Source organism: Pseudomonas putida, from assembly GCF_025905425.1.
GTDB lineage: Bacteria > Pseudomonadota > Gammaproteobacteria > Pseudomonadales > Pseudomonadaceae > Aquipseudomonas > Aquipseudomonas putida_AF.
On the sequence record NZ_CP109603.1, the window covers coordinates 2,262,000 to 2,274,979 of the forward strand.

Annotated in this window: 7 protein-coding genes and 2 pseudogenes; all 9 read right to left on the reverse strand. The window is 59.2% G+C overall.

What is annotated here, in order from left to right:
- Window positions 1–26: 26 nt before the first annotated feature.
- The 9 genes and pseudogenes from OGV19_RS10220 to OGV19_RS10260 all read right to left on the reverse strand — a co-directional run bounded on the left by OGV19_RS10220 (window position 27) and on the right by OGV19_RS10260 (window position 12,933).
- Window positions 27–1,355 (reverse strand): hypothetical protein, encoded by a 1,329-nt coding sequence (locus OGV19_RS10220; RefSeq protein ID WP_264313268.1) that lies wholly within the window; start codon window positions 1,353–1,355, stop codon window positions 27–29.
- Window positions 1,356–1,592: 237 nt separating this feature from the next.
- On the reverse strand, window positions 1,593–2,729 hold the full coding sequence (locus OGV19_RS10225; protein ID WP_264313269.1) for a DUF6708 domain-containing protein: 1,137 nt from the start codon (window positions 2,727–2,729) through the stop codon (window positions 1,593–1,595).
- Window positions 2,729–3,722 (reverse strand): annotated as a pseudogene (locus tag OGV19_RS10230) (hypothetical protein); the annotation flags it as partial. The gene OGV19_RS10225 and the pseudogene OGV19_RS10230, both read right to left, overlap by 1 nt.
- A 104-nt stretch (window positions 3,723–3,826) precedes the next feature.
- Entirely contained in the window at window positions 3,827–4,963 is a 1,137-nt protein-coding gene (locus OGV19_RS10235; RefSeq protein ID WP_264313270.1) for a DUF6708 domain-containing protein, read from the reverse strand.
- Window positions 4,963–5,956 (reverse strand): annotated as a pseudogene (locus tag OGV19_RS10240) (hypothetical protein); the annotation flags it as partial. The gene OGV19_RS10235 and the pseudogene OGV19_RS10240, both read right to left, overlap by 1 nt.
- A 104-nt stretch (window positions 5,957–6,060) precedes the next feature.
- The gene (locus OGV19_RS10245) at window positions 6,061–7,197 is read right to left on the reverse strand and encodes a DUF6708 domain-containing protein (RefSeq protein ID WP_264313271.1); all 1,137 of its coding nucleotides are present in this window, start codon (window positions 7,195–7,197) and stop codon (window positions 6,061–6,063) included.
- Window positions 7,197–9,863 (reverse strand): T6SS effector BTH_I2691 family protein, encoded by a 2,667-nt coding sequence (locus OGV19_RS10250; protein WP_264313272.1) that lies wholly within the window; start codon window positions 9,861–9,863, stop codon window positions 7,197–7,199. Before OGV19_RS10250 ends, OGV19_RS10245 begins: the two co-directional genes overlap by 1 nt.
- Before the next feature lie 11 nt (window positions 9,864–9,874).
- Window positions 9,875–10,753 carry a DUF4123 domain-containing protein gene (locus tag OGV19_RS10255; protein ID WP_264313273.1) on the reverse strand — a complete coding sequence of 293 codons (879 nt, stop codon included), beginning with the start codon at window positions 10,751–10,753 and terminating at the stop codon, window positions 9,875–9,877.
- Window positions 10,753–12,933 carry a type VI secretion system Vgr family protein gene (locus OGV19_RS10260; protein ID WP_264313274.1) on the reverse strand — a complete coding sequence of 727 codons (2,181 nt, stop codon included), beginning with the start codon at window positions 12,931–12,933 and terminating at the stop codon, window positions 10,753–10,755. The genes OGV19_RS10255 and OGV19_RS10260 overlap by 1 nt, the downstream gene beginning before the upstream one ends.
- Window positions 12,934–12,980 lie beyond the last annotated feature (47 nt).

Sequence of the window (12,980 nt, forward strand, 5' to 3'; positions counted from 1 at the left end):
TCCTTGAGGGCTGAGCCTTTGTCTGTTCATGGCACCAGCACCACGTCTTCGCTGTCGCTACCGCCATTGGCGCTGGTGACTTGCACCTTGGCCGGCGGAATGGGCGAAAGTGTTGTGCTCAACGTCTTCACCGCACCATTGCCACTGAGGTTGCCGATCAAGGTGCCGTTGCCGGTGTGGGCGGTCAGCACGGGCGGGCTGGTTTCATCACTGGTGCTGGCGACCAGCGTCAGTTGGCCCGTGGACAGGCGGTATTCGGCCTGGGTGATGGTCACCAGGTCGGTCAGTGGCAGGTTGGCGGTGGTCGGGCTGCTGGTCGGGATGGCTACGCTGTTGTTAGCGGTCAGTACCAGCGTGGTGGGCACATTCGGGTTGAGTACCGATTGGGCATACCAGGCACCGGTGCCGTTGGCTTCGGTCAGGTTCAGGTTGGGCGTCTGGCTGGTCAGGGTGACGGTTGCCGGTGGCGGCGGCGCCATGATGAACACATCTTGCTGGGCGTGCAGGTCGCCATTCTCGGTGCGTCGCGAGTAGGTCGTGCGCTGCGGCATCAACGGGGTGGGCAGGGCAACGGTGGAGAGCTTGCCGGAAATCGAGAACAGCTCGGTACGCAGGTCGATGCCACCTGGGCCTTCGATGCGCACGAAGTTGGTGTTGAATGGGCTGCCGGTGACGCGTTCATCGAGGTTGGGGTCGCCGATGAAGCGCTCGCTGCCTTCGGTGTAAGGACCATTGACGCTGCGCAGGAACGGCCCGACATCACCCTTGAGCGCGCCCGAGAAGTCGCCAGCGCCGGCGATGCCGATGTCGCGGGTCATGTTGATCGCCCGCCGTCCGCCGGCCGGTACGTCAAAGACTTCGACGCCGTAGGGGTGGGTCACCACATAAGTGCCTGCAGTGGGCACATCGACCCGGATACGGACCCGGGCGAAGCTGACCTGGTCGCCCTCGACCGGCTCTTCGGCGGCGAACGCTGCCTCGATTGCCGTGCCGTAGCTCAGGTCGATGCCGCGCGCAGCGTCGACGATGGCAGCGTCGGCAGTGAACCAGAAGGCTTCGTCGGGGAAGTTGGTGGGGAAGGCGATGGGTTGGGTGTCATCGAACACGCCGGGGGTCGGGAGCAGTGTGCACATGTACGCCGGTGCGCCGGGGGCGCCGGCGACCCTGGAGCTCACCGCTTTGGTCAGGCACAGGTCGAGGGTACGACCGTGACTGTCCTGGTACCAACCTGCAAAGTTGCCGTTGGCAAGGTTGTAGGGACCGGGGTCGACAGCGTTCAACGCAGCCTGCGCCGGGAGCTGGAGCATACCGGCGAAAATCGCCACTGCCAGCGGGTGGGGTATCGGTCGGTGCATGAGTCAATTCCTCCTGCAAACGGGCCCATGGACTTGGGGCGTCTGGGAGGAGATCGGCAATAGGCGTGCCAAACCGTGAAAACTGAGTCGCAGGCCTTGCGCTACGGGAGATGCAGCCGTTTCGTGAGTTTCTTTTCAGGCCCTTGCCAATGGGCCCCGTTCCCCCAGCATTGGGGAATTGGGTCGGTGCTTGCGACCCACTCGCGTGCGACGGTGGGAGGGCTGTGCAGCCCGCTTCTATGTCGGTGTTTTTGGCGATTTGGAGGTGCGCGGTTTGCGTGGCTTTTTCTCGGGGCGCTTGCCGGGCTTTAGCTGCCAACGGTCGGCATTGGCGAGCAGGCGTTCCTGGATTTCGGGCGGGTAGTCACTCAAGGTGGTGGGTGCAGGTACTGGTTTGCCCGGCATACCGGCCTCGCGAATCACCTTCGGCCAGCGCGGTCGCCAGCACAGCAGCAGGCTGACCCAGTGTGCGGTGCCGATAATGACGAAAGCGGGCCAGACCATGAGCATGGCGAGTTTGAACAGCCAGCTGCTTTTGCGGAAGAAACGGCCCAGGCCTTCGAACTGGGCGCTAAATGCCTGGATGGGCGAGGGTAGTTGGGTGCTCAGGCGGGGGCGGGGGACGGCGTGTGGGCCTTCCTCCATGTAGCGGCGGATGAATTCCCATTCATCACGGAGTTCGCTGCCGCCCTGGCCTTGCTTGCCGAGTAGGGCCATTTCCATGTGGGGGAGGCCGGTACGGCTGGGGTGCCAGACCAGGCCTAGTCTCATGCCTACGCTGAGCGAGTCGTCCTCTGGGTAGATGCCTGTGCTTCCGGTTGTTTTCCAGGGGAAGGTTACGATGCCGCCGCAATAGCTTGGTCGATGGAGGTGGACTTGTTGGGTTTTTCGATTGAAGCGAATAAGCAGATGGCGGCTGGTCAACATTTCCAGTCGGGTTAGACGAACTCCATACCTCGAGTATAAGTAAATTATGGTCGTGGAAACGAATGACATTATAAGTGTGGCGAGCATTGTAATTGGGGAGCGGGCTTCATGGTCGATTATGTCCAACCATATGAAGCCAATGGTGAAGATTGCTGAGATGATGACGGTCGGGGCAATCCCTCCGAGGGTTGCGAGCGTAATAAGACCGCGCTTTTCTTCAGATCCTCCACAGCGCATTTCTAGAAATATCTCGTTAAAGGCAAAAACGGGACCTCTAGCGTAAGGCCTTTCGCTGACGGATTGGAAGTGCATCTCTTCCTCCAAGTCACTCTGATAGAAATCTTGATTAGCGCGTTTTTCTGCCGGCGCCATCTCTAGTTCGAGCGATTTGCGCGCCGATTCTGATGCGGTTGCCATCCGCCAGAATCCCCATTCGATCAAATACATTATGAGATCTCGCTGAATGCAGAGTGTAGAGCCTTCAACTCTTCTTGTTCGTCATACGGCTTAGCGCTTCTTCCAGTGCGAAAACTACTACGCTTGCACCACTTCTCCAAACTGTCGTCTTCAAGTATATAGATTAAGATTGTTAGGGCTAAGCCTATCCAAAAGGCACCTAGAACTAAGCGGGCAAGTATTAGGCGGGCGGCTTGCGTTCCGAGATGTTTGGCGAGCGTTCCTGCGGATCTGGCTAGCATCCTTGAGATGCTTAGTTCTGGCGTTAAGGGATAAATGGTCAAAGAGTGGCTTTGCGATTGCGATTGCCGTTCCCAATTCCGCCAGTGAAAGTGTGATAGTCGCCGCCGCTCGTACAAAGTATGAAGTAGCCAAGAGTTTGGATTTTTTTCTGATCTGTCCACTAGGTCCATCCAGGCCACTCTTGAAATACTCAACCGCATCTGCAATATCCCACCATGCCAGCATTCCGCCGCCCACACCCGCCAAGCCAGCCCCCCAAAGCTTCAACCTCCCCAAGGCCGCTGCAGCCCCTCTCCCGGTCACACTATTCGCGCCATACCGCGTCACCACCTGATCCACATAACTGGCTCCAATCTCGAAGCCCGCCGCCGCTGTAGTCATCGCCGCAGCCAAGAGTTCGGTCTTCACCCGCTCATCACTGTCGGGCAGTTCGCGCGCCTTGAAGGCCATCAGCATGCCTTCGAGCAAACACACCAGGCCTGCAGCACGAACCTTGAAAAAGTCGCTGTTGTTGGCCTGCATCAGGCCTTCGGCCCAGGCCTGGTCCAGATAGCGTGCAACCTGGGCACCACTGCGGTGTGGGTTCAAGGGCTGCCCGCTGCGAGCCGCTTCGCCCAGGTGTATGTCGACAGCCGTTTCATGCACCGAGGCAAACAATGTCAGGCGCAGGCCTTGGTGCAGCGCGCGGTCCACACTGTTGGGTGTTCCGGTACGCAGTACTTGCCGCTCCAGCGTGACATGCAGTTTGAGCAAGCGTGCGCGTTGGGCTGGGTTGCCACATAACGCGGGGCGGTAGCTGCATGTGGTACGCCTGCACAGGTCGAGCGTGTCGATGATGGATGACATCAATCGAACGCCTTCGGCTTTTTGGGCGTACGCGGTTTGCGTGGTTTCTTCTCCGGACGGTTGCCAGGTTTGAGCTGCCAACGGTCGGCATTGGCGAGCAGGCGTTCCTGGATTTCGGGCGGGTAGTCACTCAAGGTGGTTGCTGGGGGCACTTGCTTGCCGGGCAAGCTGGCCTCGCGGATCACCTTCGGCCAGCGCGGTCGCCAGCACAGCAGCAGGCTGACCCAGTGTGCGGTGCCGATAATGACGAAAGCGGGCCAGACCATGAGCATGGCGAGTTTGAACAGCCAGCTGCTTTTGCGGAAGAAACGGCCCAGGCCTTCGAACTGGGCGCTAAATGCCTGGATGGGCGAGGGTAGTTGGGTGCTCAGGCGGGGGCGGGGGACGGCGTGTGGGCCTTCCTCCATGTAGCGGCGGATGAATTCCCATTCATCACGGAGTTCGCTGCCGCCCTGGCCTTGCTTGCCGAGTAGGGCCATTTCCATGTGGGGGAGGCCGGTACGGCTGGGGTGCCAGACCAGGCCTAGTCTCATGCCTACGCTGAGCGAGTCGTCCTCTGGGTAGATGCCTGTGCTTCCGGTTGTTTTCCAGGGGAAGGTTACGATGCCGCCGCAATAGCTTGGTCGATGGAGGTGGACTTGTTGGGTTTTTCGATTGAAGCGAATAAGCAGATGGCGGCTGGTCAACATTTCCAGTCGGGTTAGACGAACTCCATACCTCGAGTATAAGTAAATTATGGTCGTGGAAACGAATGACATTATAAGTGTGGCGAGCATTGTAATTGGGGAGCGGGCTTCATGGTCGATTATGTCCAACCATATGAAGCCAATGGTGAAGATTGCTGAGATGATGACGGTCGGGGCAATCCCTCCGAGGGTTGCGAGCGTAATAAGACCGCGCTTTTCTTCAGATCCTCCACAGCGCATTTCTAGAAATATCTCGTTAAAGGCAAAAACGGGACCTCTAGCGTAAGGCCTTTCGCTGACGGATTGGAAGTGCATCTCTTCCTCCAAGTCACTCTGATAGAAATCTTGATTAGCGCGTTTTTCTGCCGGCGCCATCTCTAGTTCGAGCGATTTGCGCGCCGATTCTGATGCGGTTGCCATCCGCCAGAATCCCCATTCGATCAAATACATTATGAGATCTCGCTGAATGCAGAGTGTAGAGCCTTCAACTCTTCTTGTTCGTCATACGGCTTAGCGCTTCTTCCAGTGCGAAAACTACTACGCTTGCACCACTTCTCCAAACTGTCGTCTTCAAGTATATAGATTAAGATTGTTAGGGCTAAGCCTATCCAAAAGGCACCTAGAACTAAGCGGGCAAGTATTAGGCGGGCGGCTTGCGTTCCGAGATGTTTGGCGAGCGTTCCTGCGGATCTGGCTAGCATCCTTGAGATGCTTAGTTCTGGCGTTAAGGGATAAATGGTCAAAGAGTGGCTTTGCGATTGCGATTGCCGTTCCCAATTCCGCCAGTGAAAGTGTGATAGTCGCCGCCGCTCGTACAAAGTATGAAGTAGCCAAGAGTTTGGATTTTTTTCTGATCTGTCCACTAGGTCCATCCAGGCCACTCTTGAAATACTCAACCGCATCTGCAATATCCCACCATGCCAGCATTCCGCCGCCCACACCCGCCAAGCCAGCCCCCCAAAGCTTCAACCTCCCCAAGGCCGCTGCAGCCCCTCTCCCGGTCACACTATTCGCGCCATACCGCGTCACCACCTGATCCACATAACTGGCTCCAATCTCGAAGCCCGCCGCCGCTGTAGTCATCGCCGCAGCCAAGAGTTCGGTCTTCACCCGCTCATCACTGTCGGGCAGTTCGCGCGCCTTGAAGGCCATCAGCATGCCTTCGAGCAAACACACCAGGCCTGCAGCACGAACCTTGAAAAAGTCGCTGTTGTTGGCCTGCATCAGGCCTTCGGCCCAGGCCTGGTCCAGATAGCGTGCAACCTGGGCACCACTGCGGTGTGGGTTCAAGGGCTGCCCGCTGCGAGCCGCTTCGCCCAGGTGTATGTCGACAGCCGTTTCATGCACCGAGGCAAACAATGTCAGGCGCAGGCCTTGGTGCAGCGCGCGGTCCACACTGTTGGGTGTTCCGGTACGCAGTACTTGCCGCTCCAGCGTGACATGCAGTTTGAGCAAGCGTGCGCGTTGGGCTGGGTTGCCACATAACGCGGGGCGGTAGCTGCATGTGGTACGCCTGCACAGGTCGAGCGTGTCGATGATGGATGACATCAATCGAACGCCTTCGGCTTTTTGGGCGTACGCGGTTTGCGTGGTTTCTTCTCCGGACGGTTGCCAGGTTTGAGCTGCCAACGGTCGGCATTGGCGAGCAGGCGTTCCTGGATTTCGGGCGGGTAGTCACTCAAGGTGGTTGCTGGGGGCACTTGCTTGCCGGGCAAGCTGGCCTCGCGGATCACCTTCGGCCAGCGCGGTCGCCAGCACAGCAGCAGGCTGACCCAGTGTGCGGTGCCGATAATGACGAAAGCGGGCCAGACCATGAGCATGGCGAGTTTGAACAGCCAGCTGCTTTTGCGGAAGAAACGGCCCAGGCCTTCGAACTGGGCGCTAAATGCCTGGATGGGCGAGGGTAGTTGGGTGCTCAGGCGGGGGCGGGGGACGGCGTGTGGGCCTTCCTCCATGTAGCGGCGGATGAATTCCCATTCATCACGGAGTTCGCTGCCGCCCTGGCCTTGCTTGCCGAGTAGGGCCATTTCCATGTGGGGGAGGCCGGTACGGCTGGGGTGCCAGACCAGGCCTAGTCTCATCCCTACGCTGAGCGAGTCGTCCGCTGGGTAAAGGCCTGTGCTTCCGGTTGTTCTCCAGGGGAAGGTTACAATGCCGCCGCAATAGCTTGGTCTATGGAGATGGACCTGTTGGGTTTTTCGATTGAAGCGAATGAGTAAATGGCGGCTGGTCAGCATCTCCAAACGTGTGAGTTTTATCCCATATTTTGAGTATAAATATAGGATGGTGCTAGCGACTAGCATCATGATGAGAGTGAGTGTCAAAGTTATAAATGAACGTGAAACTGGAACCGTTATATCAATCCAGAGGAACCTTAATGCGGTGATTGTCGTGACGCCTATGACTGGCATAACTCCGACGAGCATTGCAAGCGTAAGGAGTCCACGTCTTTCTTCTGAGCCACCGCAGCGCATCTCCATATAATCATCGTTGAAGGCGAACACGGGGCCGCGCGTATGAGGTTTTTCGCTGATAGACCGGAAATGAATATCTTCTTCCAGATCCCCCTCGTAGAAGTCTTTAGCTGATCGCTTCTCTGAAGGTGTCATCTCTGCTTCGGAGGCTTTTCGTGCGGTTTCTGACTCGGTTACCATCTGCCAAAATGCCCATTCGATCAAGTACATTACAGAACCTCACTGAATGCCGAATGCAGAGCACTCAACTCATCTTCTTCCTCATAAATACTGGAGCTGTTTCCGATGCGAAAACAACAGCGTTTGCACCACTTCTCCAGTGGGTCATCTTCAAGGATGTAAATTGTCAGCGTTAGGGCGAGGCCTATCCAAAAGGCTCCCAGCACTAATCGAGCGAGTAGCAGTCGAGCAGCTTGCGTGCCGAGAGTGTTAGCGAGCCTTGCCATGGATCGGCTAAGAAGTTTTACTACTTTATTAGAACTTGAATTGGCCAGGTGATCGAATAGTGGTTTCGCAATTGCGACGGCTGTTCCAAACTCTGCCAATGATATTGTAATGGTTGCCACTCCTCGGAAAGCGTAAGCAGCGGCCAGGATCCTTGATTTCGTCCACTCTTGCTTCGTAGTCGGTTCGCTTTCTAGATGCTTAAGCCAGTCTGCAAAATCCCACCACGCCAGCACCCCCCCGCCCATACCCGCCAAACCAGCGCCCCAAAGCTTCAACCTCCCCAAGGTCGCCGCAGCCCCTCTCCCGGTCACACTATTCGCGCCATACCGCGTCACCACCTGATCCACATAACTGGCTCCAATCTCGAAGCCCGCTGCAGCTGTAGTCATTGCCGCAGCCAAGAGTTCGGTTTTCACCCGCACATCACTGTCGGGCAGTTCGCGCGCCTTGAAGGCCATCAGCATGCCTTCGAGCAAACACACCAGGCCTGCAGCACGAACCTTGAAAAAGTCGCTGTTGTTGGCCTGCATCAGGCCTTCGGCCCAGGCCTGGTCCAGATAGCGTGCAACCTGGGCACCACTGCGTTGTGGGTTCAAGGGCTGCCCGCTGCGAGCCGCTTCGCCCAGGCGTATGTCGACAGCCGTTTCATGCACCGAGGCAAACAATGTCAGGCGCAGGTCTTGGTGCAGCGCGCGGTCCACACTGTTGGGTGCCCCGGTACGCAGTACTTGCCGCCCCAGCGCGACATACCAGGCATACAAGCCGATGCTGGCGGTACTGTTCCTGCTCTGCAGCTCTTCGTACAGCGTGTTGATGCGCCCGAAGGCATTTGCCGCGATGTGCGCCTGCCGGGCGAGCGACTCACGCAACGTGAACGATGTCGCTGAGGCCGGTTCGGCCTTGGCCGCTTCCAGAAGCGCGGCAAGCTCTTCGCGGATGTCATCCTGGTTGTAGGTGATGCCGCGCATCGCCAGATTGCCCCGGGCCGCCACATCACTGCGCCACCAGTGGTCCAGTACGGTCGAGCCCCATTTGCTGAGCTCCATGCCGATCACGCACTGGCCAGTCTGCTCGGCAAAGGCCAAGCCATTGATCAGGTCGGCGTTGTCGTAGCGGTCCAGGGCCTGCAGCAGGCGTTCACTAAGGAGCCATCGGGTATGGTCCTTGGAGCGTTCTTCTGCAGCCTGCTGAGCCTGTTGCATTGCCTGCTCGAAGCCTTCGAGCTGATCGTGCATGGCTTGGCGATCGACCAGATGGCCGTATTTCTGGTCGAACTTCTTGCTGAATTCGCCAGCATCCTGGCGGGCCTGAACCTTGGCCCGGACTTCGCGTTCGTACTGCGCCAGATGCGGTTTCATCCGTGCGTCATGCGCGTCGGCCTGCTGGCGTGCGTGTTCGGTAAACCCGTAGAAGTCCACAGGCGTCACTGGCTGCTTGCGTACGGCCTCGGCCATGACCTCGCGCTTGACGATCCGCTCGGCCATCATCTGCGGGTAGAGCTTCTCGATCTCCAGAAACGACTGCGCAACAAGCAGTTTGCGTTCATTGTCCACGCCGGGTTCCACGGTGCGCTGCAGCCAGTTCGTCTTCACCTCCTCGACGGCTGCGTTGCGCCAGGCATTGAGTTCCTGGGTAATGCCGATGGCATCCTCGATCACGATGGCGGCGCCGCGCGGCTTGGTTTGATTGATGGGCGGTGCCAGGGCTTGCCGTGACGCGTGCGGGGATACGATTTGAGCGTTGTTGAACGGCTGCAGGTCGAGCAGCGCTTGCAGGTCTGCGTCGTCCTGGGCCTTGAAGTCGGCTACCCAGCTCAACTGGTCGTGCTTGAGCACGTGGGGCTGTGGCGGCGCATCAGAGGGCTGAATGAACCCTGCGATATCAATCGCGGGCAGGCTGCTGCGGTACTCGTCTTCGAGCAGGCGGTAGTTGTCGAGCATGCGCGGCGTGAGCGGGGAGGGGCTGAACAACGGGCGTAGTTCCTGGATGTCGTCCAGGTCGTAAAGGGTGATGGTCCAGCCGAAGGCGCGGATGATGTCCTCCAGGTTGCCTGCGCTCGGGGCGGCCTCCCAAGGGGCGTCGGCGCTGATGTACTGCAGTGAGCCGTTTGGCGCCACGCGGTACTGGCTGTGCCATTCGTAGGCCGGTGCGCTGTGGCGTTTGATCAGCAGGTAGAGAAAGCCTTCGCGCAGCGGGCGGATGGCGTAGCTGGAGTGGGTCAGTTCATCTATATCGTGAAAGGGGTTGAGGTAGCCTGGCAGCTTGGGCAAGCGGGCACGTTGTGCTGGGTTGCCACCTACGGCGGCATAGCGCAGGGGCAGCAGTTCGAAGCGGCGGGTGCAGTCGGCGACGGGGCTGTTGCGTAGCGCGGGGCGGTAGCCGGATGTAACGCGTCTGCACAATTCGAGCGTGTCGGTGAGCGAATCCATGGGCGTGTGCCTCAGTCCTTTGTGCGCAGGCTTCGCTGCACGTTGTCGATAAGGGCGGTGTGCTGTTCGCGGGTGGCGACGATTGCGCCCTGCCAGGCCGGTGATTTGTTGAGCTGATCACCGTCGCGAGCCATCATCAGTACATAAGTGATGAGATCCGCCTCACGGGCCAGGCCTTGCTCGCGTGCCTGATCGAGGTAATGCTGGATCAGGCCGACCCGCGTGCCGTGGCAGGCAGCGGCCAAGGCTGGGCAGGACTGATCGTCCTTCAGCACCTCGGCAAGTTGGTAGCTCAGCGGGTCGCCCGCCAATGCTGCCCAGCAGTTTTCGTCCAGTGTGATCGGGGGGGTGTGCGCCGCTTGAGGTTGATCGTCGCCAGCTATTTGCAACCACATCTTCTTGTGCGGATGTGCTGCAGCTGCCCACCAGTGATGGATGGGCGCCCACCATTCGCTCACCCCAGGTAAGTGGCGGTGGCTATCGAGCACTTGCAGGGCTGCAGCGGTGTGGTAGCGCAGCAGGTACGAATGGCCATCTGCGCCGGTGACGATGTTGGCTTGGCTCAAGTGCAGGGCGAGTTCGGCAGGTGGCAATACGCTGACTATCCAGCCACATACCGCATTCGCTGCACCTTGTTCGAGCTGCCATCTAAAGTCGTACTGGGCTGCAACATCGGAGCCGGGACGCGAACCGAACAGCCACGGGCCCACTGCCCGCAAGTTGCTGAATTGGGCTTGCTGCAACAGTGGCCAGCAGCGCTGCGCGTAGTACTGGATCAGGTTTTCCCGCGCTTCGGCGGAAAGATCGGCCATTTCCACAACCGCGCTCAGGCGGTACCGGTCCGATGCTCGCAGTACCTTGACCAGTGCTCTGACGAATGGGCTGGGCATCAGCTTGCTCCTCCCATCCGGATCATGTTGTGGCCGTTTGCGATTGCTTTCAGCAGGCAACTGAGGCAAATGGGCTCGCCGGGCTCAGGAATGCCCGCAGTCGAGGTTGTGCGTTGGCTGCCCTTTACCTGCTGGTTGATCGGCCCTTTGAAGGCCAGTGCCACGCCGTCCAGCGTGATACCGGCGCCATCGATTCGCAGCAGCCCGCCTGGGCTTCTGATCGTGAGGCTCTCGCTGACTGCTATGTCATAAACCTTGGTGGTGTGCCGGATGGCTTCACCGGTTTGCAATAACTGATGACCGGCCACCACCTGTTCGAGGTGGCCACCGATTTCTACCGTGTGGTTGGCTTTGGTAATGTCCTGGCGCTGGTTGCCCACCGTCTCGATGCGGTCCTGGCCTGTGACGATCGTGTGCGTCCGGCCAATGGTCAGGCTGTCGTCGTTGCCGATTTCGTGCATCCGGTTTTGGCCGATGCTGACGGATTCGTCCCGGCCGACATCTTCCCGGCGGTCCTGGCCAATCGAAACGGTTTCGTCACGTGCGACCTGTTCGGCGCGATCGTTGCCGACCTGCGTCGTTTCGTTATGCTTTACAACGTTGTTCTGGTCCCTTTCTGCGTGGATGAACACTTCCTGGCGACCCAGTTCGTCCTCGAAACGCAGTTCGTTGAAGCCATCGCCCTTGTGGGTCTGGCTCTTGAGGGTCATGCGCGTCTTGTGCTCGGGCAGGTCGTATGGCGGCAGCTGATTGCCGCAGTAGGTGCGGCCGATGATCATCGGCTGGTCGGGGTCGGCATTGACGTACTGGATGATCACGTCCTGGCCAATACGCGGGATGGCCATCGAGCCCCAGCTGCCACCGGCCCAGCCTTGCGACACCCGCACCCAGCAGGAGCTGAATTGATTGTTTTCGCTCTCCCGGTCCCAGGGGAAGCTGACCTTGACCCGGCCCCACTTGTCGCAATAGATCTCCTCGCCAGGTGGGCCGACGACGGTGGCCATGTGCGGGCCGTCGATGCGCGGCTTGGCCAACGGCGCCGGGCGCCATTCGGCTCTGCCTGGCACCAGCACTGCGTCTTGCGTGTAGCGCGTGCCTTGCCTGGCCCCGGCGGCTTCCTCCTGCAGGCTGGTGAACTGGGTACCTTCGTGGTGCACGTTGATCACACGCCAGTGCACGTTCAAATCTAGCCGCGGGTGTTCGATCAGGGTGAAGCTCAGCCCCGGTTGCAGGCGCACGTCATCGCCTTGCACTTCGGCGATGCGGGCATCGTGGCACAACGCGGTGATCCGGGTGGCGGTGAAGGGCACGCCGACCGCATCACGCTTGTAGCGACCGGGGTAGTCAAAGCGCTCGTACGCGGTGGATTGGTGTGTCAGGCCACTCGCTTCTGCGCGGTGTTCCTGGCGGTAGGCCGGGTTGGTGAACGTATAGTCGCGCTGCACCTGACGTGCAGTACGTACCTGCTCGCTGTAGCGCAGGCGGCGTAGACAAGGCCTTGCCTGAACGCCACCGCTGTTGGCGTGGTACAGCACGGCGTTGGGGTCGATGTCATCGTCATCGACGAACCCTTCATCGTCATCATCGGTCTTGATGACACCGCGGCTGATTTGACCCAGCGAGAGCAACCGGTCGGTGATGACCAGCATGTGGTGTTTTGCTGTGTGCTCGAAGCGGTATACGAAGCCCTCTTCGGCGGCGAGGCGGGCGATGAAGTCCAGGTCGGTTTCACCCGCCTGCACGCAGAACTCCCGTACCTGATGTTCGCCGCTGCTGTGCAGCTCAGAATGAAGGATGCCCTGGCGCTCAAGCATGATTTCGAGAATTTGCGGCACGCTTTTCTCCTGGAAGATGCGCCAGTTCGAGCGCAGCCGGGCACGTGCCAGCGTGGGTTCGACCACGGCGCGGTAACGCGTTCGGTAAAAGCCCGTCTCTCCTTGGCTGAAGGTGCTGACCAGGCCGTGCACGTAGCGCAGCGGTTGGTCTCCCCGCCAGAGGGTGAACAGCACCGGTTGGTCGAGCAACTGGCCGAAATCGACATCGTCTTGGTAACTCATCAGCTCCAGGCTCAACTGGAAGGGTGCGCTGATCGCTTCGTCGAGCTCGAACGAAACCACTTCAAACTCAATCTGGCCAACCAGCGGCTGGAAGGTGAAGCGCAAATCGGATTGGCTAGGCATGCGGATTCCCTCGAAAGTGCCTGAGTACGGTCATGACGAGCACTTGC

What these genes read in the sequence shown, in the direction of transcription:
- OGV19_RS10220 (WP_264313268.1), bottom strand. Translation starts at nt 1,355, where the DNA reads ATGCACCGACCGATACCCCACCCGCTGGCAGTGGCGATTTTCGCCGGT.
- OGV19_RS10225 (WP_264313269.1), bottom strand. Translation starts at nt 2,729, where the DNA reads ATGTATTTGATCGAATGGGGATTCTGGCGGATGGCAACCGCATCAGAA.
- OGV19_RS10235 (WP_264313270.1), bottom strand. Translation starts at nt 4,963, where the DNA reads ATGTATTTGATCGAATGGGGATTCTGGCGGATGGCAACCGCATCAGAA.
- OGV19_RS10245 (WP_264313271.1), bottom strand. Translation starts at nt 7,197, where the DNA reads ATGTACTTGATCGAATGGGCATTTTGGCAGATGGTAACCGAGTCAGAA.
- OGV19_RS10250 (WP_264313272.1), bottom strand. Translation starts at nt 9,863, where the DNA reads ATGGATTCGCTCACCGACACGCTCGAATTGTGCAGACGCGTTACATCC.
- OGV19_RS10255 (WP_264313273.1), bottom strand. Translation starts at nt 10,753, where the DNA reads ATGCCCAGCCCATTCGTCAGAGCACTGGTCAAGGTACTGCGAGCATCG.
- OGV19_RS10260 (WP_264313274.1), bottom strand. Translation starts at nt 12,933, where the DNA reads ATGCCTAGCCAATCCGATTTGCGCTTCACCTTCCAGCCGCTGGTTGGC.